23 protein-coding genes are annotated in these 19407 nt (G+C 53.2%); 4 read left to right on the top strand and 19 right to left on the bottom strand.

Features of this window, described 5'->3' with window-relative positions; translation table 11 throughout:
• The first annotated feature begins 70 nt into the window (after positions 1–70).
• Together xthA and DFK18_RS02240 are read left to right on the top strand one after the other, a co-directional pair.
• Entirely contained in the window at positions 71–889 is an 819-nt protein-coding gene (gene xthA, locus DFK18_RS02245) for an exodeoxyribonuclease III (protein WP_114416564.1), read from the top strand.
• Complete coding sequence (locus DFK18_RS02240; protein WP_218563877.1) at positions 882–1274, top strand: YchJ family protein; 393 nt, start codon at positions 882–884, stop codon at positions 1272–1274. Before xthA ends, DFK18_RS02240 begins: the two co-directional genes overlap by 8 nt.
• Here DFK18_RS02240 and DFK18_RS02235 read toward each other — a convergent pair.
• From DFK18_RS02235 to DFK18_RS02225, 3 genes are all read right to left on the bottom strand, one after another.
• Entirely contained in the window at positions 1271–3493 is a 2223-nt protein-coding gene (locus DFK18_RS02235; protein WP_114416562.1) for a PKD domain-containing protein, read from the bottom strand. The genes DFK18_RS02240 and DFK18_RS02235 overlap by 4 nt on opposite strands.
• Positions 3490–4449: a hypothetical protein gene (locus DFK18_RS02230; RefSeq protein ID WP_114416561.1), complete on the bottom strand. Its 960-nt coding sequence runs from the start codon at positions 4447–4449 to the stop codon at positions 3490–3492. The genes DFK18_RS02235 and DFK18_RS02230 overlap by 4 nt, the downstream gene beginning before the upstream one ends.
• Positions 4450–4605: 156 nt before the next feature.
• Positions 4606–6237: an alpha/beta hydrolase gene (locus DFK18_RS02225; protein ID WP_114416560.1), complete on the bottom strand. Its 1632-nt coding sequence runs from the start codon at positions 6235–6237 to the stop codon at positions 4606–4608.
• An 82-nt stretch (positions 6238–6319) separates the two neighbouring features.
• On the opposite strand from DFK18_RS02225, the gene DFK18_RS02220 reads away from it, so the two are divergent.
• Together DFK18_RS02220 and DFK18_RS02215 are read left to right on the top strand one after the other, a co-directional pair.
• Positions 6320–7516 carry a cation:proton antiporter gene (locus DFK18_RS02220; protein ID WP_114416559.1) on the top strand — a complete coding sequence of 399 codons (1197 nt, stop codon included), beginning with the start codon at positions 6320–6322 and terminating at the stop codon, positions 7514–7516.
• Positions 7517–7580: 64 nt separating this feature from the next.
• On the top strand, positions 7581–8915 hold the full coding sequence (locus DFK18_RS02215; protein ID WP_114416558.1) for a DUF2252 domain-containing protein: 1335 nt from the start codon (positions 7581–7583) through the stop codon (positions 8913–8915).
• Between the two features lie 257 nt (positions 8916–9172).
• Here DFK18_RS02215 and DFK18_RS02210 read toward each other — a convergent pair whose 3' ends face one another.
• The 16 genes from DFK18_RS02210 to DFK18_RS02135 form a co-directional block, all read right to left on the bottom strand.
• On the bottom strand, positions 9173–9655 hold the full coding sequence (locus DFK18_RS02210; protein WP_218563876.1) for a DUF1643 domain-containing protein: 483 nt from the start codon (positions 9653–9655) through the stop codon (positions 9173–9175).
• Between the two features lie 8 nt (positions 9656–9663).
• Entirely contained in the window at positions 9664–10386 is a 723-nt protein-coding gene (locus tag DFK18_RS02205; protein ID WP_114416556.1) for a hypothetical protein, read from the bottom strand.
• 68 nt (positions 10387–10454) lie between these two features.
• Positions 10455–11726: a cyclic di-GMP phosphodiesterase gene (locus DFK18_RS02200; protein WP_114416555.1), complete on the bottom strand. Its 1272-nt coding sequence runs from the start codon at positions 11724–11726 to the stop codon at positions 10455–10457.
• A 105-nt stretch (positions 11727–11831) separates the two neighbouring features.
• The gene (locus DFK18_RS02195; RefSeq protein ID WP_114416554.1) at positions 11832–12596 is read right to left on the bottom strand and encodes an EI24 domain-containing protein; all 765 of its coding nucleotides are present in this window, start codon (positions 12594–12596) and stop codon (positions 11832–11834) included.
• 25 nt (positions 12597–12621) lie between these two features.
• A complete protein-coding gene (locus DFK18_RS02190; protein WP_114416553.1) occupies positions 12622–13269 on the bottom strand; it encodes a class I SAM-dependent methyltransferase in 648 nt (215 codons plus the stop codon).
• 45 nt (positions 13270–13314) lie between these two features.
• Positions 13315–13509 carry a hypothetical protein gene (locus tag DFK18_RS02185; RefSeq protein WP_114416552.1) on the bottom strand — a complete coding sequence of 65 codons (195 nt, stop codon included), beginning with the start codon at positions 13507–13509 and terminating at the stop codon, positions 13315–13317.
• Positions 13510–13530: 21 nt separating this feature from the next.
• Positions 13531–13986 (bottom strand): cupin domain-containing protein, encoded by a 456-nt coding sequence (locus tag DFK18_RS02180; RefSeq protein ID WP_114416551.1) that lies wholly within the window; start codon positions 13984–13986, stop codon positions 13531–13533.
• Between the two features lie 60 nt (positions 13987–14046).
• Positions 14047–14430, bottom strand: a complete 384-nt coding sequence (locus DFK18_RS02175) for a SpoIIAA family protein (protein ID WP_114416550.1) — start codon at positions 14428–14430, stop codon at positions 14047–14049.
• A 78-nt stretch (positions 14431–14508) separates the two neighbouring features.
• The gene (locus tag DFK18_RS02170) at positions 14509–14991 is read right to left on the bottom strand and encodes a nucleoside deaminase (RefSeq protein WP_114416549.1); all 483 of its coding nucleotides are present in this window, start codon (positions 14989–14991) and stop codon (positions 14509–14511) included.
• A 30-nt stretch (positions 14992–15021) separates the two neighbouring features.
• Complete coding sequence (locus tag DFK18_RS02165; RefSeq protein WP_114416548.1) at positions 15022–15435, bottom strand: hypothetical protein; 414 nt, start codon at positions 15433–15435, stop codon at positions 15022–15024.
• Positions 15436–15449: 14 nt separating this feature from the next.
• Positions 15450–15851 carry a hypothetical protein gene (locus DFK18_RS02160; protein WP_218563875.1) on the bottom strand — a complete coding sequence of 134 codons (402 nt, stop codon included), beginning with the start codon at positions 15849–15851 and terminating at the stop codon, positions 15450–15452.
• Entirely contained in the window at positions 15836–16324 is a 489-nt protein-coding gene (locus DFK18_RS02155; protein ID WP_114416547.1) for a GNAT family N-acetyltransferase, read from the bottom strand. The genes DFK18_RS02160 and DFK18_RS02155 overlap by 16 nt, the downstream gene beginning before the upstream one ends.
• Positions 16325–16370: 46 nt before the next feature.
• A complete protein-coding gene (locus DFK18_RS02150; RefSeq protein WP_114416546.1) occupies positions 16371–17048 on the bottom strand; it encodes a class I SAM-dependent methyltransferase in 678 nt (225 codons plus the stop codon).
• A 97-nt stretch (positions 17049–17145) separates the two neighbouring features.
• On the bottom strand, positions 17146–17730 hold the full coding sequence (locus tag DFK18_RS02145) for an HD domain-containing protein (RefSeq protein WP_218563874.1): 585 nt from the start codon (positions 17728–17730) through the stop codon (positions 17146–17148).
• 45 nt (positions 17731–17775) lie between these two features.
• On the bottom strand, positions 17776–18852 hold the full coding sequence (locus tag DFK18_RS02140; protein WP_114416545.1) for a hypothetical protein: 1077 nt from the start codon (positions 18850–18852) through the stop codon (positions 17776–17778).
• Positions 18853–18854: 2 nt separating this feature from the next.
• Entirely contained in the window at positions 18855–19355 is a 501-nt protein-coding gene (locus DFK18_RS02135) for a hypothetical protein (protein ID WP_114416544.1), read from the bottom strand.
• Positions 19356–19407: the final 52 nt, after the last annotated feature.

Below are 19407 nucleotides of genomic sequence, written 5' to 3'. Positions count from 1 at the left end.
TCAAAGATGCTAAAATCCCCTGTTAAATCAGTTTATCCATGATCGTCCATTCAAGGATCTTGCCTCTTTCATGAAAATTGTAAGCTTCAATATCAACAGTCTCCGTGCCCGCTTTCACCAGTTGGAAGCCCTGATCGAGAAACACCAACCGGAAGTGATCGCCCTTCAGGAAACCAAGGTCAACGATCCAGACTTTCCTCTGAAAACCGTTGAAGACTTGGGCTATCACGCCACCTTTCACGGCCAGAAAACCCATTATGGTGTGGCCACCCTCTCCCTCAAGGAGCCGGAAGCCGCACAAAAAGGCTTCCCCGGTGATGATGACACTGCTCAGAAGCGTCTGATCGTTACCCGCCACACCTGCCCGGATGGCAAGCCCCTGACGCTGATTAACGGCTATTTCCCCCAGGGCGAGAACATCAATCATGAGGTTAAATTCCCGGCTAAGCGCCGCTTTTATGCCGACCTGCAGGAATTGCTGGAAAAAAACTTCCATCCTGAAGATCGCATCCTGGTGGTCGGTGACTTCAATATCTCCAGCACGGATCTGGACATCGGTATCGGTGAGCAGAATCGCAAACGCTGGCTGAGAACTGGTAAAACCAGCTTCCAGCCTGAAGAACGCCAGTGGATGCAAAAGCTGCTGAGCTGGGGCCTGGTGGATACTTATCGCGAGCAGCACCCCGAAAGTAACGAATTCTTCAGCTGGTTTGATTATCGCAGCAAAGGCTTTGATGACGACCCCAAGCGCGGTCTGAGAATCGACCTCCTCCTGGCCAGTCGCGGCTTGGCAGGCTACTGCAAGGATACCGGAATCGACTACCCGATTCGCGCCATGGAAAAGCCCTCAGATCATGCCCCTGTGTGGAGTGAGTTCGATTTTGGCTAAGAAGAAACCAACAGCGGCCAACCCCTGCCCTTGTGGCAGCGGTCTGAGCTATCAGGCATGCTGCCAGCCCTGCCACCAGGGGCAGGCAGCAACAACCCCCGAGGCTTTGATGCGTTCACGCTATACAGCTTTTGTGCTGCAGCTGGACGACTACCTGCTGGCCAGTTGGCACCCCTCCACTCGCCCTCCCGAGCTGGATTTAAAAAACTCACCCAAGTGGGCGCGCCTGGAGGTTGTTTCCAGCCATGCCGAGGGCGACCGGGGGCAGGTACATTTTCGGGCCTACTACCGCTCCAGCCAGGGCATGCAGATGATGGAAGAAGAATCGGATTTCATCCGCGAAAACGGCCAGTGGTTCTATCATCAGGGCCAGACGCCTGCCTAGTAGGCGTCCATATTCAACTCCAACAACTCTTCAGCGCCCTTGCCCAGGTAACGGGTTTCACGCTCCACGACTTCACCTGACTGAAAATAATTAATGCCGTAGTTCTTGTTACCCTGAAGCTTGATTTCCTGGGATTCACCCGAATAAAGGAAGTAATAGCGATAATAATCGTAGTACTCCAAGTCTCCATCCTTATCATAGATCCCGATATAACCACTGGCATACTCGTTGCCAACATTACGCAGAATAAAGGTTCCCTGATCGGAAACCACCACCCGACGCCGGGCAACATCCGTCTTCCCCTGGGAATCCGTCACCTTAAGCACGATTTCGTATTCGCCATTGGCAGTAAAGCTATGGCCACCTACGGGGGGGTTATCACTACTTCCTTCCTGACCATCAAAGCTCCAAGAATACTGGACAATGGAATGCCCTGGTGCCGCCGAACTGGCCAGAGCATTAAGAGTGCCCAAATCGAAACTACCATTGCTCAGGCTACCACGAATATATTCCGGGAAAGCATCCAGTATCCGTGCCTTGGGCCCCGGTGCGTCCTCACCTGAGTCGGCAATAATAGGCAGGGAAAACACATCCGAGCGGTAGATTTCCTGGCCCAGGCTGTTTTCACTGGCAATCTGCATGTAAACACGAGCCGGATCAATATCCACATTGATCGCGAACATTCGATTAACGTTGTTGCAGAGACCATTTTGCAAGGTGGAAAAACACCACCAGGAATCCGTCAATTCATTGGTAATCGCATCTTCGCTGAAGCCATAGTAGAGACGATCCCGGGTAGCAATATCATTCTGACTGTTATCCTTGAAAGAGCCGGAATAATAAATCCGAAAGGTCTGACCGGTTTCCAGCTCGTTGAAGGAATTCTCCGTATTCAGGCCATGCACAATGATGCCAGTGGCATTATCCGACTGAGTGTGCGGATAAAAAATGCTGGAAACCTGAAAGGCAAACTGACGTTCATCCGTGGCATCGCTGGCATTAACCAGCGTGCCCGAGAGTAGAAAAAGCTGATTGTGGTTATGCCGATCATAGGGATAGAGCCAGCTGATGTTAACCTCCCCTTGATTCGGATCGGCCTGGTAGGTCTTGCCATCCAGCAGAACAGTCATTTGTGGCTGAATGCTCCCTGAAGCCGAATAATCGCTGAACCGCTGCAAAAGTGAATCGGGTTGATAAGGGATGTAGAGTTCACTCAACCAGGGGTCACTGGCGTCATGGTCACTGGGCAAGGATTTCTTTAACCAGTAATAGGTGTAGCTGCTGTCATTGGCCGGAAAGGTCACACTATCGCTATTCGTATAGCTGGCTAAACCGGCATCCAACAAATAACCATAGCCACTGACAAAAGCTCCTATAGCTGCATTCTGATTATCCGACCAGCCTGTGCCAGTAAAATCTGAACCAGGCAAAGGCGTCGAAAGCACCTGCATAGCATACCCATCAATTGGCTTGATCTTGCCATTGGGATCTTCTTCCCAGGAATTCAGCCATTCCACCACACCCAAACCACTTTTGAAGTACATATAGTAGGCGTAGTTCTTTTTATGGAATTTGATCTGTACGGTATTCTCAATACCACTAACCGGTGCTCTGGCCTGGTCATCCACCAGGGTCGCCACCCAGCCTTCACCGAAATCATAAAACCAGGGCACCATGGAAGGACCGGCCAACCAGGAATCACCCACACTGGCCTCTGCTGGCATAAACAGGGCGGGTTCCGGTTGACGATAAGGCAGAGCTTCTTCCTCGGACTCCTTCATATCAAAGGTTTCGGTCAAAAAGATATTGCCCCCTTCATCCCGCGCCAGGAAATGAAAGGAAGGTTGACTAAATTCATTGCTATTCTGCTCCACACGATAATAGCCCATGCGAACACCCTTGATTCCGCGGCTGTCTTCCATCACCGACTGCCGCCAAACCACATCATAGTTAAAACCACCAAAACCAATCAGCCGATTTTCTGCCGCTATTCCCAGATCAAGTGTCTGGCTGCCCATGGTCACCTGTAATTCAGCGCTGGAATCTGAGAAGGTTAAATAGCCGGGCAAGATGGTCTGACTATTAAAACTGATGCTGGCAACCGGATCAGTATCTGTATCCGGTTGCTGATAGGGAGTACCCGACTCACTGAAACAACCACTCATGAGCAGACTGGCTGCCAGTAGAAACAAAAAACCGGGAAGCCTGTTAATCTTCATAGTGTGAATTCCCAGTTAGCCGAAAAATTAACAATTTCATCGTCATTTAGCTTTTGTTCACTCAAGAGTTGTTCAAATCGGCGCTTCACATAAGTTACACGGAAGTTTAGAGGCCAGCGTAAACCTGTATCTCTAAGATTAATCCCTAAGCCAGCATGGTAAGCTTCATAAGCTATGGTGGGGTTATAGCCACTGATCAAATCATCTTGTGACAAAGACACGCCGTTAAGAATATTGGCTTCGGCTTCTACACCAAGATCCATACGAAATTGTAAATGCCAAAAATCAGCAGGCTGTCCGATGCGATAACTAATGAACATTCCCTTGGCAATAAACTCGGCTTCATAAATTGTTTCCAGCGGGGTAACGGCATCCGTGGAGATGGGTTTATTGTAATCGGATTCAAAATAGCCCAATCCCATAAGGCCGGTTGAATCCACTGCATACAACCCCAGAGTCTTCTCGACAAAACGGGTTCCTACATTAATCTGATCGCCAGGCACCAATAGACGGGCATTGTCATCTTCGACATACCAGTAATCACGACTCGCCTGAACATTGACCAGAAAGCTTTGCACTTCATGGGTGTAGCTGATATAGAGGCTACTGGGTTCGCCGGTAAACAGCTGCCAGAGATCCACCTGCATATCTGCAGCCCAACGCTCCCAGGCCTGAACATCCTGATTAGACAGGGCGACGATCTGATCCTGCTCAGCAGAATTACCGGGGGTAAATTCATACAAAAAACGGGGACGAATACTGGATAACCAGGAAAACCCCTGCATCCAGGTCGCTTCTTCGGGAAACCATTCCAGCGTCATCAGGTTTAAACCGATGGTCTCCACATAGGCATCGCGGATGGTTTCGGCCTGCATGGATTGATATTTGTAACCCAGTTCAAAGCGGCCCAGGTAATTATACTCAGCCTCTTCCGCCTGAACGGCGCGGGGCCACAAACAGCTGCTTATCATCAAAGCAGCAAGAACCGCGCACCCGTGATGGCGGTAAGAAGGTCTGAATAATAAAGACACGAGACTTCCCCGTCTGTTTCGTTATGAAATAATCCTAGACCAGCTAAAAAGCAAAAACTAGACCAAAAATTACATTAGTAATCAGGGATGCAGGGCTCGCATCCTTGCTTTTAATGCACGCAATTCGGCTTGCTCCCATCCCGGGGGGTCGGTCAGTGCTTCCCAGGCATCGATATAATCACCGGCAGCATATTCATGCCCATAGCCCGTAGGGGCGCTGCCTGCCCCCATGTCTGCAGCCAACTGTAACATGGTCACCAGCGGGTACCAGCGTAAATCCGGGGATACATCCGGCGCCCTGGGTGGCTGCAACCAGGCCGGTTCACGATACAGGGTGGACGGTGAAAAAAAGGTGACAGGATCACTGGCATACTGCAGATAAGCGATACGAAAATCGCCCCAGTCTGCCTCGCCTTGATGCAGGCTGCCCTGCTGGTTGGCAAAACGCACCACGGAATCATCACGAAAATCCGGCAACCAGGCCGGGGAATCCGGCTGGCGGCGCTGGGTGACTCTTTGCCAGGTCGGGCTGCTGAAAGGCGGCCCCACCCACAAGACCCCATCAAAGGGATCATCAATAATGTCAAAAAAATCAAAAGACTGATCCGAGTGTAAAGCGCCCAGACTCAATCCGAAAAGATACAGGCGGGGGCGCTCCTCCCGGGGCAGACGCTGCCAGTGGTTGTAAACCGCCTGAAAAAGAGCACGGGTGGTCTCCACGCCATAAGCCCCTTCGGTCATCAGGGAAAGCGGACTGGGCAGGTAGGAATACTGGGCAGCAACACTGGCCACATCGCCCTGCCACAGGTATTCCAGGGTTTCTATGGCTGCAGGATCGATCCAGCCGGTTCCTGTGGGGGCAACCAGCAGCAACAGGGAACGTTGGAAGCCTCCCACCCGGATTAACTCCTGCAAAGCCAATTGAGCACGTTTTTCAGGGGATTCGGCCGCATTCAACCCGGCATAAACGCGTAGTGGCTGGCGGGCAATGCCCGGAACCGCCTCCTGGATACGGGTCCGCTCCGGTGTGGCGGCCAGAAATTGTCGTCCCTGCAGCCCCATGTCTTCCCAATCCAGCAGGGAGGCATGACTACCCGCCCGTAAGGCAGCCTGGGGCCGCTCGATTTCCGGGTCCATCAGGGCATCCAACTGCTGATAAGAGGAATCGGCACTGCGCAATAAGCTGGCCCAGAGCACCCCGTCTATCAGTAACCAGAAGAGTGCAAAAGCAACCGTCACCCCGGCCAGATTGGATAGCCTGCGTGGCACGTGGCGCTGCAAGGCATTGGAAACCAGGCGCAAAGCCAAACGGAACAGCTTGCCAGCCAGGAGGCTGATCACAAAGACAGCCAGAGCTACAGCCCCAACCAGCAGAGCCCGGACCTCATCTACCGGTGGCATTCCCATCAACTCTCGCACAGTGTTCTGCCAGTGCGAGGCGCGGAATAAAAAGCTCAAGGCCAAGAGTCCGGCCACAACCGCTGCCGTGCCTTGCAGAAAGTATTCCAGACGCCGGCCCGGTCGGGGCAACTCCAGATAATGCCAGAGCCAGGTCAGAAACACCCCCAACAGATACCCCACAGCCAGGCTCAGACCAGCAATCACGCCCTGAATCAAATCCCCCCGCGGTAAAAGACTGGGGCTCAAAGAGAGCGCAAAAAACAGCGTGCCCAGGAGTAAACCCGGCATGGAAAGATGGCGCCTGATCTGCATAAGACTAAAAAATTCCCTCTGGTGGCGAAACTGGCCTTAAACTAACACACTCCCTGTGCCAATTTTTACCGCCGAGTGGAAAATGCAAGCAGCCTTGCCGAACTGGCTTCCCTTTACCCTGGATGCCGGATATCTCAATATTCTTTTTCTGGGCATTATCCTCAGCCTGAGCATCCTGGCCGATACCCTGGCCAGTCGCACCGCCCTGCCACGCATTTCTCTGCTGGTCGTGCTGGGGCTGATCCTGGCCGTTATTCAGCAGGTCTTTCTGGGGCAGGAACCCGGCCTGCTGGATAGTCTGGCCGAACCCCTTATCCAGGTAGCTCTGGTGATGGTCGCCTTTTTGCTGGGCAGCGAATTGACGCTCAGCCGCTTGCGGGTCACCGGCAGCCTGGTGTTAATTATCTCCCTGGTGGTGATTCTAACCAGCTTTGTGATCGTGGGTCTGGGGCTGTGGTTACTGGGTTTTTCACTCCTGGTTGCCGTTTCTCTGGCAGCCATTTCCGTGGCCACCGACCCCGCAGCCATCAGTGAAAGCATTCGCGAGAAAAAAGATCACCGCCTGCTTGCCAAGGTGCTGCTTGGAATCGTCGCCATTGATGATGGCTGGGGGATTCTGGTTTTTGGATTAAGCATGGCCCTCTTGGGCTGGGTCATCACCAATGATGGCCAGGTGGCTTTACTGCATGCCTTCTGGGAGCTGGGTGGTGCCCTGCTGCTGGGGCTGGTTATCGGTCTGCCTGGAGCCTGGCTGACCGGTCGCCTGCGTCCGGGTGAACCCACCCAGGTCGAAGCCCTGGCCCTGATCCTTTTGCTGGCCGGGCTCTCCTCGTTGCTGGGCGTTTCAGCCCTGCTGGCCTCGATGGTGACAGGCTCGCTGATTGCCAACCTGTCCTTTCATCACAAGCGCTCCTTCCGGGAAATCGAACATATTGAATGGCCATTTCTGGTATTTTTCTTTGTTCTCTCCGGCGCCAGCATCAATCTATATCAGCTAACCGATGCCCTCTGGCTGACTCTGGCCTATATCCTCTTACGAACCTTCAGCCGTCTGTTGGGCGGCTGGCTGGCATTACGCTGGGTTCCGCAGAAAGGCCGCGACCTGCCTAAAAACCTGGGCCTGGCCCTGACACCCCAGGCCGGGGTTGCCATCGGTATGGCCCTGCTGGCAGCAGAACGCTTTCCTGAGTTGCACAGCCTGCTCTTGCCCGTGGTCGTGGCCTCGACCCTGTTTTTTGAACTGGTCGGCCCTCTGTTGATTCGCCGCGTTCTTCGTTAAACTCGAAGTCATCTGATTAAATCTTCAAAGATTACTTAAACGGCTGCCAAAAAAGGAGTCCTGCATGCCAACACGCACCGCACAAAATCGTGCCGAACAGGTCATCGAACATCTGCAAACCACCAATAAAGATCTGAAAAAAGCTGACCGCCAGAGAAAATTCAGCAAAATGGCTATTTCTGCTTTCAGTTTTTATCGCGGCAGTAACGACCTCTACTGGAAAGATCTCTACCGTGATTGGCATTTTTCTCTCTATGGCGGCATCAGCGAAACCCAGACCTGGCTCCAGGGGGATGCCCACCTGCACAACTTCGGCGCTTATGGTAGCCATGATTCCAAGGTTCGCTTCGGTCTGGATGATTTTGATGACGGTCTGGTCGGCGACTATCAGTATGACCTCTGGCGACTAGCCATTAGCCTGGTACTGGCCATGCGCGAAGAAGGCATCGATTCCGGTAAAAAGCTGCACAAGGCCGTCAAGCATCTGGGCAAAAGCTATTTGCACCATCTGCAAGGTGATCTTCAGGCTACGGCCGACTGGGTTGCCCTATCGGAAACCAGCGAAGGCCGCCTGCAAAAATTCCTGGAAAAAACCGCCAAGGGCAAAAGCCGCAAGAAAATGCTGGCCAAATGGACAGAAACCAACAAGCAGGGACAAAGACGCTTTCAGAGCGACAATCCCAAACTGGCCCGTTTGTCCAAAGCCGATTATGACGCTCTCAACAAGGCGCTGGATGCTTACCAGGCCACCCTGGCGGATGAAATCCCCGGCCACAGCCAACAGCATTTCAAAGTGAAGGATATCGCCCGCCGCCTGGATGCCGGTACCGGCTCTCTGGGAACCGATCGCTTCTATGCCCTGGTGGAAGGCCAGGCCAAGGGCGATCATGATGACGTCATCCTGGATATCAAGGAACAACAAGCACCGGCCGCCTGCCTGGCGATGAGCGCGGATGAAGTCAAGGAATACCAGAGCAGCTTTACCCACGAAGCTGAACGCCATGCCCAGGCATTTCAGGCCATGGCCCGCCACCCCGACCCTTATGTCGGCTGGCTGCAACTGGGCAAGCGTTTCTTCTCGGTCAGGGAAAGATCCCCTTTCAAGGCGGACTTCCCCACCCACAAGCTGAAAAAAACCAAACACTGGCAGGAAATGGCCTGGGTCTGGGGCCGTATTCTGGCGGCATCCCACCTACGCGGTGCCCGCGCCCTGCATCAGGGTGACCCCACCCCCTTTGCTGCGACCATCGTCAAGCTGGTCAAACAGCACCCGACCGACTTTCTTAACCTGCTGACCCAGACTGCTGAAGCCTATGCCACCTGCGTGGCCCAGGACTATGGCACCTTCTGTGAATGGTTGAAAACTTCGGAAAACCAGGCCAAAAAAGGTCGCAAGTAATAAGCAAAGCAGCCTAAATGGAAGCCAGGTAGCCTCTGATTAACGTGATGAGCGCAGGTTAGGGCTGAATTTATTCCTGATAAATTCCAGCACTTCCTACATCCGTGTAGGTCGCCAGCGAAATTGAACGAAAAAGCGGAGTTTACAAGTAGTAAATGAGCATTATGAGGCCAATTTCAACGCAGCATAAGGCAGAATTCACTCCTGGTGAATCACTGCACTTCCCACATCCATGTGGGTCACAGCGCAATAGTTAATCAGAGGTTTCCTAGTGGCTGAGGGCGCAGGGACGCGCGCAGATAGAGGGGATGAGCCGGTTCGCCCGAGCGGTTTATTTTCAGGCAGTGCAAATCAGGGAGGAGTTTTCTGACCGCCAGGGAGCGACCCAGATGGGCGCCGTGATTACCCCAGGCGGCTAGCTGCAAATCCGTCTGCCCGGCCAGCTTTACCAGCCAGGCATCATTATCCGGCCCGATCGGCTCTTGTGCGGCCAGGAGTCCACGCGGATCCGGCGAACGCCAGGCAAACAGATTGGCCAGATACACGCCCCCATAGCCCCAGCTTTTGGCAAAGGCCAGACAGCGCTGCATGGTAGGATTGCCTTCATCTGACAACGCCAGGGAAGGGTTCAGGCCAATAAACAGCATCCGGGGCGCTTTCGCATCCCAGGTTTTCCATAACAGGTAGCGGTAGTTTTCGCAGGGGGACACTTCCACCCCGGAAGTAACACTTGCGGGCAAGATCAACCTCAGTGTTCAAGAACAAAATACTCAGGGTCCAACAAGGAAGCACCGCCGGTCAATTGACGGTTTATCCTTGCTGTCTGGGCAAAATCACCGGGATTATAATGATTGGGAGGGTGATCCGTCAGCATCCAACCCATTTTCTGGTAGGTATTGGCCACCATCTGGGCACAGAAGGAATTCTGCATACCGCTGGGTACGTCCTCCTGTCCTTCCAGCCAGTGCCAGAATTCTTCCTGGGTTGAAGGAAAAGGCGTGTCATCATAAGCAAACATCACCGCCCAAAGACGGGCTTCATCCGGGGTGACACCCTGCAAGCGGCTCACTGCAAAGCGGTATTTAGAGCCATCCGGCGACGGATAAAAGCGATCCAAGTCAGCCAGATAAGTCTCCAGTTTGAGCAGGTGAGTGCCCGGATGGTCGAGATTCTTGTCCTTGTGAATCTGGTCAGGCAGCTGATCCACGGTATCGGCTGTCCAGAGATACAACTGGGAGTCCCCGTGAAAACGCACGATCATGGCTACGTGACTGAAATCCGTACCATCCACTTCTTCAATTAAACGGCTTTCCGGTGCTGTGCCACTGCAAAGCAGTAAAGAGCCACAAGGAAGGGATGCCTGGATTTCATCCAGTGTTTGTAATTTGGCCGGATCATAACCCGGCGGTTTTTTATGCCAGCGTACAGCTAGTTTCTCGGCCCAGGTAAGCAAGTCTTGTAAAATACCCATCGTTCCTCTCCTCCTTGAATAAAGTATTTACTTTGCCATTTTTATTCACTAGGGGGAACGCTGCGGGTTTAAATAAAGTCCATAATCGGGATCTTTACTCTCAGCTTTGAAGGGTCCACGGCCTTGATGATTTGATGGTCAGCGGCAGCGGCTCGCAGATCCACCTCTTCAACAGGTTCAAACTCCTGGCGGCGGGCATTATAAACACTGCGTACGCGAGGTTGAGCCGGTGCCTCAGGATGGGTTTCCACCACGATGGCCAGCTTGTCCGAACCCAACAAAACCAGGGTGCCCACCGGGTAGATGCTCATCGCCCGAATAAACCTGTAAACCAGTTTGCGATCCAGGTGGTCATCACTCCACTCCACCAGGCGTTTCATGGCCACCGAAGGGGTCATACCCTTGTGATAAACACGATCTGCCGTGATGGCATCATAGACATCACAGACTGCTGCCATACGCCCGTAAATACTGATGGCATCACCCTTCAATCCACGGGGATAGCCGGTTCCATCCAGGCGTTCATGATGCTGGCCGCAAACCGTCTGGATGGTTGAATCAACGGCCAGTCCGCTGAGATAGATTTCTCCATAGTCTACATGGCGCTTCATTTCGGCCCATTCTTCCGCCTCCAGCTTGCCCGGTTTGTGCAGGACTTCATCAGCCACCTGCACCTTGCCAATATCATGCAGAAGACCGGCCACGGCCAGCTTGCGTACTACCGCAAGATCCAGATCCATGGATTTGGCCAAAATGCTCAGGAGCACACCGACATTCAGCGAATGCTCCATCAAATAAGCATCCTTGTTACGAATCCGGGAAAGGCAGGCCAGGGCATTTTGATTACGATAAACCGAATCCACCAGCTGCTCGGCAACCCCCTCCACTTCGGTGACATCGATGGGCGAGCCGGATTTGACCCGCTCCATGACATTATCAATCACCTGCAGGGCTTCATCATGCAGGCGTCTGGCCCGATCCTGTTCATCCTGGAGACTGACAGAAGCAAAATGATCGCTGGGCTTGGCAACGCCGGATTGTTCCTGCTGGGTTTTGAGTTGCGAAGGAGTGACTGGGGTGGGTTGCTGTTGGGATGAGGGTTGATCTTCTGACTGCTGCCAACCAAAGGAGGTGTCCGAGGATTCATTTTGCAGGACATCCTCACCCTGCTCGGTATCGATGGTGATAAATTCGATTCCCCGGGCACGGATTTTTTCAATCACTTCCTGTCGTCGAATAACGCCCGACTTGGTGTGGTTCTTGGCTGGCACCCAATCCGTATTTTCCGGGGAAACAAACATGCCTACACGCAGCTGATCAACATGTATGACCTTGATCACGGGATTTTCCTCTTACTCGCCCTCCTGCCGGTCACCCGGTGCAACCAGCTTCTAATACACATTAGATCATTAGGGTTATAAAAGGAAAATGAAATTTATACTTCGTTAATGTTCCAGAACAACTGGAGCTGCGCGCCGCTCGAACATCCAGTGCGCCAGAAAGATCACGCCCAGAACCGGAGCAAAAAAACTGACCAGCGGAAAAAGTGTTAGGGAATAAAGGATTATCATGCCCAGCGTTGGTGTCCAATGCCGGATAGATTTAGCTTCCCGGTACTCGGGTTCACTCAAAATCACCTGCCCCACATCCAGCAGCAAGGCATAGCGGAAAAAGATAAAGCCCAGCGTCCAGACCCAAACCAGGTTAACCAGAGGAATAAAAAACAGGGGCAAGCCCAAGAGCATGACCAGTAGCATCAAAAGACCGAAACCGGCAATCTGGGCAATTAGTCCCAGAAAATGGCCATGCCCGGAATACTCCTGATCCGGATAATGCTGATCCCGGACGGCCTTGATCAGACTGTCGGTCATAAAACCGGTAATGACCATGGCCACCAAAAGCACCAGGTAGCTGCCCATCAACAGACCAACGACCCCGACCAAAATCGTGATCAAAAAACCCAGGACCCAAACCAGCATTCCCCCGATCAGGGGAATCCCCATTAGCCACTGCTCGGTGGTCGTGGCAGCAGCTTCCATCTCTACAATCACCGGATTCTGTAAAAACCATTCACTGGTAAAAAAGAGCGCAAAAGCGCTGTAGCCCATCAAGGAAACCAGGGCGATTGAAATCAGAAAAGGAATAAAAAGCCGCCACAGAATACGCGGATGCTTCAGATCCATCAGGGTTTTCCAAAAAAGCCGTGTCATCGACTGTCTTACTCCTGTGTTTTGATTAGTTCTGGATATTTTCTGCCCGGCCCCACTGGCCGATATAAAAACACTTGCCCGAATCCAGAGTCTTTTTCTCACCCTGAAGTTCCCTTAAACCGGCCTTTTTAGCCAACTCGGCAAACTCAGCCTCGGGAACCAGTTGCATGATAGAACCCAAATGCTGCAAGCAGGTAAAGGGAGAAGGAGAAACCTCCGCCAATTCAGGGTTTTCCTCCTGAAGCACCACCAGCAGCCGACCGCTGGGTGATAACCAGGTAACGACCTTTTCCAGTAAATCAGCAGGAGGTAGATATTCAAACAGGAGGCCAGCAAAAATCAAATCATACTGCCCCTGCAGGGAGGAGGTATCTCCCTGAAGATCCACAGCCAGAGTTTGCAACTGCGGCAAGCTGGCAGCATAGCGGTTTCTGGCCGCCTGCAGATAATCCGGGTTGATGTCCACTGCCATCACTCGCCGGGTAACCTCGGGATCAACCGCTTCCAGGCCATTGCCACTGGCAGCACCCAGGTACAACAAAGAAGCCGGTTGCCTTTGCTGTAAAGCAGTCTTCAGGGTTTGTCTTAAAAAAGCCAGCTGCCCGACCTGAGGCAGATCCATGTGGCCTTCGTAATCATCCAGGGGGATGGTCAACCAGGGATTCGTCGTCAAAACACCTTTTCCTTAGTCACTTTTCACAAGATCAAAAGTATCCGTTTAGCGATCATTGCGCATCTGCTGATAATCGTTATAACTGCGTTGGCTCTGACGCTGACAAGCTTCATAGTCTTCAGGGGCCACCTGCTGCTGACATTCATGCTGACGCCAACCCTGCCCGCCTTCATACCACTGGCGTGACGAGCAGCCGATCAACAAACCCAACAGCAGCAGCAAAAGAAGAAATCTGACCATGGAAAAACACCTACTCGCTGGTTACTTAATTTTTTTGAGTGCCTGCTGCTCAACCAAATCCCAATGACCGGAGTGGCGGTAAAGACGCTGACCCAGACGCGGATAATCGCTGATATCCTGCTCCAATCGCTGACCGATTACCAGGCAGACCAGTGGCTCCTGGCCGTTATTGTAAAGTGCATGAGCCACACCATTCAGTGGGCAACCGATAAAATCACCCGGCCCCACGTTCCGGGTTTCCTCACCCAGGGTAAGCTGTGCTTGTCCCGAGAGCACATAAAGACACTCTTCTTCATAATGGTGGTAGTGCAGCTCGGTGGAATAGCACCCCGGCTCTACGCTGATCTTGTGAACACCCAGGTTTTTCAGGCCCACGGCATCGCCAAGGGAGACATTATGCCTTTGTGCCTGGGGATTGAGAAAATGCGTTTTGTGTTCGCCTTCCAAAGCCTGGATAGCAGCAGCAGTCAAATGCACGGATCAGATCTCCTCTTCCTGGATACCAAAAAAAGCCCGGCGGCTGCCGGGCCTTCAGGCTTAGTCTTCAGCCAGCCACTGCATGGCCGCCTCGTAATCATCAAAGGACTGGATATCACCCGAGACAAACCAACTGCCGACCTTGGCCGCCAGCTCTTGCCAGCTTTTATGCCCGTAGATGGCAATTTTTGCAAATTCAGAGCCATGCTTCAGGCCCAGCTTGAGGTCATCCCAGGCTGCTCTCAGCTCCCAGCCTTCAAACTCGGACAAATCAGCCAGCACCTTGAGACTGGGCTTTTCCACCCCCTGCAGCGCGGATTCCAGCAAGGGAACCATGGTGGCATAATCCGAATGGGTCAGCTTGCCTTGAGCCTTGATAAAAAGGATAAAGTCATCATCCACTCTTTGCAGACCAAATGAAATACCATGCTTCTTGAAACTCATCAGCACCTCCTTTTTTTGCTGTTCATTAAACAAGCTAAGTTGATTAATGCCAGCTTTAGCAACAGTTTCACCCTAACATCAGTCACCGGGTCGATGTAAACGCCGGTGCAGCTCGTAGACCCTGGGCGCCAAATCCTCGACCGGACCTTCCACCTGAGCATCTGGAACCACCGCCTGAATGGGCAGGGTTTTGACCGGTGGCGCGGCCACACCCAATTGCGATAACCACTGGCCCAACTGCTCGGAAGAACTGATATAGACAATTCGACCCAGGCCGACCCAGCCATGGGCTGCTGCGCACATGGGACAGTGCTCACCGGAAGTATAGACGGTGGCAGCCGCTCTCTGCTCGGGCGTCAGATGATCGGCCGCCCAGCGGGCGATGGCAAATTCGGGATGCTGGGTGGCATCGCCGGAGGCAACATGATTATGGTCTGCAAAAAGCACCTCACCTTCGGCAGAAACCAGAACAGAACCAAAGGGTTCATCACCGGCTTCCAGGGCCTGCTCAGCCAGTTCCAGGCAGCGTTCCAGGTACTTTCTATCGGTAGAGCTAAGCATCAACACCTCAATCGTTAACAAAACCGTCTTTTAATTATCGTAAACCTCAATAAACCAGCGCGGCTGCATCCCTTCCCAATCCTGTCTCAGGTTGGATTCCAGATAGGCCGCGGAATCCAGCACCCGAGCCTCCCCCTGCCGACGTTTGAAAACCACCCAGTGCCAGAAATCACGATCCCCTTCACGGTGGTGCTTGATGGCCAGCAAAGCTGTATCCGGCAGGGCCTCCCAGGAGACAAACGGCTGCTGATCCGCTCCCAGACGCACGCCCTGATCTTCCAGCAGATCACGAACATAACCCGTTTCCGACCAAAGCCGGGTATCTGCGGCAAAGATTCCCTTTTTAGCCGCCAACTGGCGCACTTGGGCATAGCTACAACCAAGAATATTGGCCACCGAAGCCAGCCCACAACCTGTTTCTTCTTCCTGAATCACGACCTGCATGGATCACCTCAAAATCAGCCCCAGCTGAAGACCAGCAAGGGGCACAACAGCACCCAGAGCATCCCCAGGCTGAGATAACCGCCCTTGAGCGGATTAAAATCCTCGCCAATACGCTGCCAGCTAAAACGAAAAACATAGCGCCCGAAATACAAATCCAGCGCCAGCAAGACCAGCAGCCAGCTGCTACCGACCGCCAGGCTTTCAAGTCGGGTCTGCGGATTGATCCAGGGCAGCGTCAAAACACAGATCACCAGGATCAAGAGGCAGCCCAGCAACAGGCTCCAAACCTTGGCGCGACGCTTGCCCAAACGGCGATTCAAAATCCTGACTCTCAGATTACCATTGGCAATCTCCGCCACCACCAAAAGCAGGCTTGCCGCCAGGGCTTTCAGCAACACCACTAAGAGCCCAGCCATTTATACATGACCAGCGCATCAACATAACCCGCCTGCGGATGATTAAACGCGCCGGGTAAGCGCCCGACTTCGGCAAAGCCCAGTTTTTTCCAGAGCCGCACAGCGCCTTCGTTGGTGGCTGCAACAAAATTAAACTGCATGGCCTGGTAACCTAAAGCCCTGGCCTGCTTCTGGGAATGCTCGCACAGGGCTGTGGCCAAGCCCCGCCCTCTGGCTGCCGAGGCCACCATATAACCGCAGTTGCAGACATGCTGGCCCGGACCGCCCTGGTTGGTCTTTATATAATAGGTGCCCAACAGCTGGCCGTCTTCTTCCACCACCCAGGTTTGGCGAGGTTGCTGCATCCAGATACGCTCGGCAGCATCACGCGTAATATCGCGTGGGTAGGCATAGGTCTCTCCGGCAGCAGCCACTTCATGAAAAATAGGCCAGATAGCATCAAAATCAGCCGCTTGGGCTTCACGTATTTGCATTCTTGTTCCTGGTCAAAAACTTTAATTACTTGTCAGCATGCCCCTTCTATCGAGGGGTCACCACCAGCATCTGGGTGGCCCCTTTTTGAAAACGATAGCTGACGGTCTCCAGACGGGCAAAAAACCCCAGCAGAGGCAGCTGCTCGAGGATCTCGGCCAGATACTCGGATTCGCGGCCATCCAGTGCCAGCAATGGATAGATGCGCACTTCCCGGGCCACTCGAGCCATTTCCCGGATGCCCTGCAGATGCTGGTCAAAATCCAGGAAATCACTGTAAAGAAAGAGAAAATGGGAAGAAAGAGCCAGATCAAAGGTTTGATCGACAAAGGGTAAATCGGGCAAACCACCCTGGAGGTAGCGACCTTCGCTGCATCCCTGGTCATAATCCTGCAAAAAACGGCGCATGGCAGCCATGCGTACCTCGCCCAGCTCCTGGGGGCTTCGCAGTTTCTGCCAGTTATAATTTTCGCGGTTAGCCGCCATCTGGGTCATGATGCGCGGATAAACCTCATCAATTCTTTGCTGCAACTGTTGGGCAGAGAACTGATAGACCGGATCGACGGACACCACTCGGCCTCCACGCTCGGTCAACTCGGCATTGAAACTGGCCGGTCCATCGCCACAGCCCAGAATACGGGCATCCAGATCCTGCTGCGTCAGTGAAAACATGGCCTGGTATTCTGCAAAAGAACGGCCCCAGGGAACGATCCTGTCCAGCCTCATCCCTTTATTCTCCATGAAGAGTCATAACCAGGGACAGCCTTCGCCACCCCGACCTGGCCGCAGTCTACTGCGCTCGGATGACAATTTGTTTCCAGTTTCAGGGTTTCAACAACCCCTCATCCACAGCGTCCTGCAACTGGTTACGCAGCTCCTTCCAGAGAGCCTGACTGCCCTGACCGATACGCTCATTAATGGCAAACACCTGTCCGGCATCCACCCCGTGAGCCTTCCAACTATGCCCGCCCCCATTAAGATTATGCAAGAGGGGCGGCACCCGGTCGATAGCACGAGCAAAACGCGAATCCGGTGTTTCTCCGGCCTCGAACTCCAGCCATAAGGCTCGATATTCCTCAAACTGCTCGTCAGAGAGATAAGCCAGCAGTCGTTCCACGCCCCTGGCTTCGGCGGCCTTCTGCTCGGGCGTTTCGCTGCTGTAAATAATCTTGTCACCAGCATCGATTTCGCCCAGATCGTGGATCAAGAGCATGCGAATCACCCGATCAATATCAATCGCCTCATCGGCATGATCCTTGAGCATCAGTGCAGCCAGGCACACATGCCAGGAATGTTCCGCCGAATTTTCATAGCGATCCAGGCCTACGGGGCGGGTCTTGCGATCCACCGCCTTAAGCTGCTCAACCTGGACAATAAAATCAAGAATGGAAACCAGATCTGCCGACAAGAAAAACTCCCGATTTCACCAGAAAAAATAGACATCCCGCGCCGATCAGGCAAAAAGACGGGCGGGCTTTTGCAACCAGCGCAGCAAACCTGCCACCACTATCGGCAGCAAGCTCAGGCTAAGAAAATACAAGTAGTCCTGCCCCAGCAGAAAACCCAGGGCATAGGCCGGAGAGGCCAGGAGAAGAGTAAGCCAGAAGAGACGCCGGTTCTGACCCAATAACAGATAGAGAGGAAACACCAGACCGTAGGCGTAGAGAAAACCTTTATAAATCAGTTCACCCGGCGACAAAAACGCCAAACTGCCGGAAGTACCTGCCTGCAGCAAAGGAAAAAACACCAGCAGCACCCCGACCAGGGACAACAGCCAACCCGAGCGCGTCCGCGGGCGAAAACGCTGGATTTCCTGAAAATGCACAGCCAGGGTAAAAGCCGTTTGCAGCAGAATAAAGGCCACCACCGGCCAGATGACCGCCAGTTGTACTGCCCCACCCGCCATCAACTGGCGTAGATCCTGGCTGTAAAAGAAAACGAACGCCAGCAAGCAGAGGAAAAAGAGCCCAAAGCCCAGAGTAAAACTCCAGCGCGGATGAGGACTGAGCGCCAGCGCGCGATGAAAGGTGATATCCAGATAAGGCGATAACAGAAAACCCAGGGCCAAAGGCAGGAGGGTATGCCACCAACCAGGGGCCAGGGTCAGTTGCTCGGTCACGGCCAACTGGGGTTGATAGAGGGCAAAAAGGAGTAGCGAGACAAGAAACAGCCCAACCGCTAAAAGCTGGGACCAACGCCCTGTCAGGTAAAAAATAGTCGCCAGCAGCAGCATCAAGGGCAGCAGCCAGACACTGATCAACACACTCAACCAGACCACGAAAAACAGCTGGTAAGCCATGGTGACGCGCGAGAAGATTTCCAGCCAGAAAGCATGGCGGGCCATAAACGCCTGCTGGCGATCAGGACGCAGCACCCAGCCAAATGCTGCTGCCCCGCCGATATTGACCAGGGCAAACCCCAGCAGGCTGGCCCAGCCATAGTCTCTTAACAATAAAACGGGTAAAAAGGCCCCGATGCACCAGAGCCAGGAAGAAGCCAGATAAAAGGCATAACCCAGGGATGCCGCCACGCCTAACTCCTGACCGGCCAGACCTTGAAACTGATATCACCGGAACCGATGCGTTTACCGGTCTTGTCGCGAGAGGTCGCCCGATACAGCTTCAGAGTCATATCGATCATGAACTGGCCACCCTGTTTGACTTTTTCCGCCAACTCTTCCTGATCCAGAGAGACCTTGAAGGTCACCGAATCGGTACTGGGCAGCAGAAAACGGTAATCCAGATGAGTGCAGACCATGCGGTATTCACCCCGCGTCAGCATAAACAGGTAGGAACCGGCCGCCAGCTCACTATTGCCCAGAATCGCAGCTCCCGCCATGGTGCCATACCAATTGGAATTGAAGCGCTTTTTAGGCAGATAGGCATAAAAGTTAGCGGGATCGTAATTCACCTTCAAGCCACTGCGGGCAATGAAAGGCATAAAGAGAAAACCCAGAATCCTATTCAGAAAAGCATACTTGATGCTCAACTGGTTCAACCTGACTTCCAAGTCGGGGGGTAAAGCCAATGCCATGGGCACATCCTGTTACTAGTAAACCGAGAAGACCGAACGCTTGTAAAAAGCC

The sequence above is a fragment of the Marinospirillum perlucidum genome (assembly GCF_003336805.1).
Taxonomy (GTDB): Bacteria; Pseudomonadota; Gammaproteobacteria; order Pseudomonadales; family Halomonadaceae; genus Marinospirillum; species Marinospirillum perlucidum.
This window is presented reverse-complemented; position numbering and strand designations above follow the sequence as displayed.

What these genes read in the sequence shown, in the direction of transcription:
- DFK18_RS02205 (WP_114416556.1), bottom strand. Translation starts at nt 10,386, where the DNA reads ATGGGTATTTTACAAGACTTGCTTACCTGGGCCGAGAAACTAGCTGTA.
- DFK18_RS02195 (WP_114416554.1), bottom strand. Translation starts at nt 12,596, where the DNA reads ATGACACGGCTTTTTTGGAAAACCCTGATGGATCTGAAGCATCCGCGT.
- DFK18_RS02165 (WP_114416548.1), bottom strand. Translation starts at nt 15,435, where the DNA reads ATGCAGGTCGTGATTCAGGAAGAAGAAACAGGTTGTGGGCTGGCTTCG.
- DFK18_RS02185 (WP_114416552.1), bottom strand. Translation starts at nt 13,509, where the DNA reads ATGGTCAGATTTCTTCTTTTGCTGCTGCTGTTGGGTTTGTTGATCGGC.
- DFK18_RS02215 (WP_114416558.1), top strand. Translation starts at nt 7,581, where the DNA reads ATGCCAACACGCACCGCACAAAATCGTGCCGAACAGGTCATCGAACAT.
- DFK18_RS02160 (WP_218563875.1), bottom strand. Translation starts at nt 15,851, where the DNA reads ATGGCTGGGCTCTTAGTGGTGTTGCTGAAAGCCCTGGCGGCAAGCCTG.
- DFK18_RS02225 (WP_114416560.1), bottom strand. Translation starts at nt 6,237, where the DNA reads ATGCAGATCAGGCGCCATCTTTCCATGCCGGGTTTACTCCTGGGCACG.
- DFK18_RS02155 (WP_114416547.1), bottom strand. Translation starts at nt 16,324, where the DNA reads ATGCAAATACGTGAAGCCCAAGCGGCTGATTTTGATGCTATCTGGCCT.
- DFK18_RS02150 (WP_114416546.1), bottom strand. Translation starts at nt 17,048, where the DNA reads ATGAGGCTGGACAGGATCGTTCCCTGGGGCCGTTCTTTTGCAGAATAC.
- DFK18_RS02235 (WP_114416562.1), bottom strand. Translation starts at nt 3,493, where the DNA reads ATGAAGATTAACAGGCTTCCCGGTTTTTTGTTTCTACTGGCAGCCAGT.
- DFK18_RS02175 (WP_114416550.1), bottom strand. Translation starts at nt 14,430, where the DNA reads ATGAGTTTCAAGAAGCATGGTATTTCATTTGGTCTGCAAAGAGTGGAT.
- xthA (WP_114416564.1), top strand. Translation starts at nt 71, where the DNA reads ATGAAAATTGTAAGCTTCAATATCAACAGTCTCCGTGCCCGCTTTCAC.
- DFK18_RS02135 (WP_114416544.1), bottom strand. Translation starts at nt 19,355, where the DNA reads ATGGCATTGGCTTTACCCCCCGACTTGGAAGTCAGGTTGAACCAGTTG.
- DFK18_RS02170 (WP_114416549.1), bottom strand. Translation starts at nt 14,991, where the DNA reads ATGCTTAGCTCTACCGATAGAAAGTACCTGGAACGCTGCCTGGAACTG.
- DFK18_RS02220 (WP_114416559.1), top strand. Translation starts at nt 6,320, where the DNA reads ATGCAAGCAGCCTTGCCGAACTGGCTTCCCTTTACCCTGGATGCCGGA.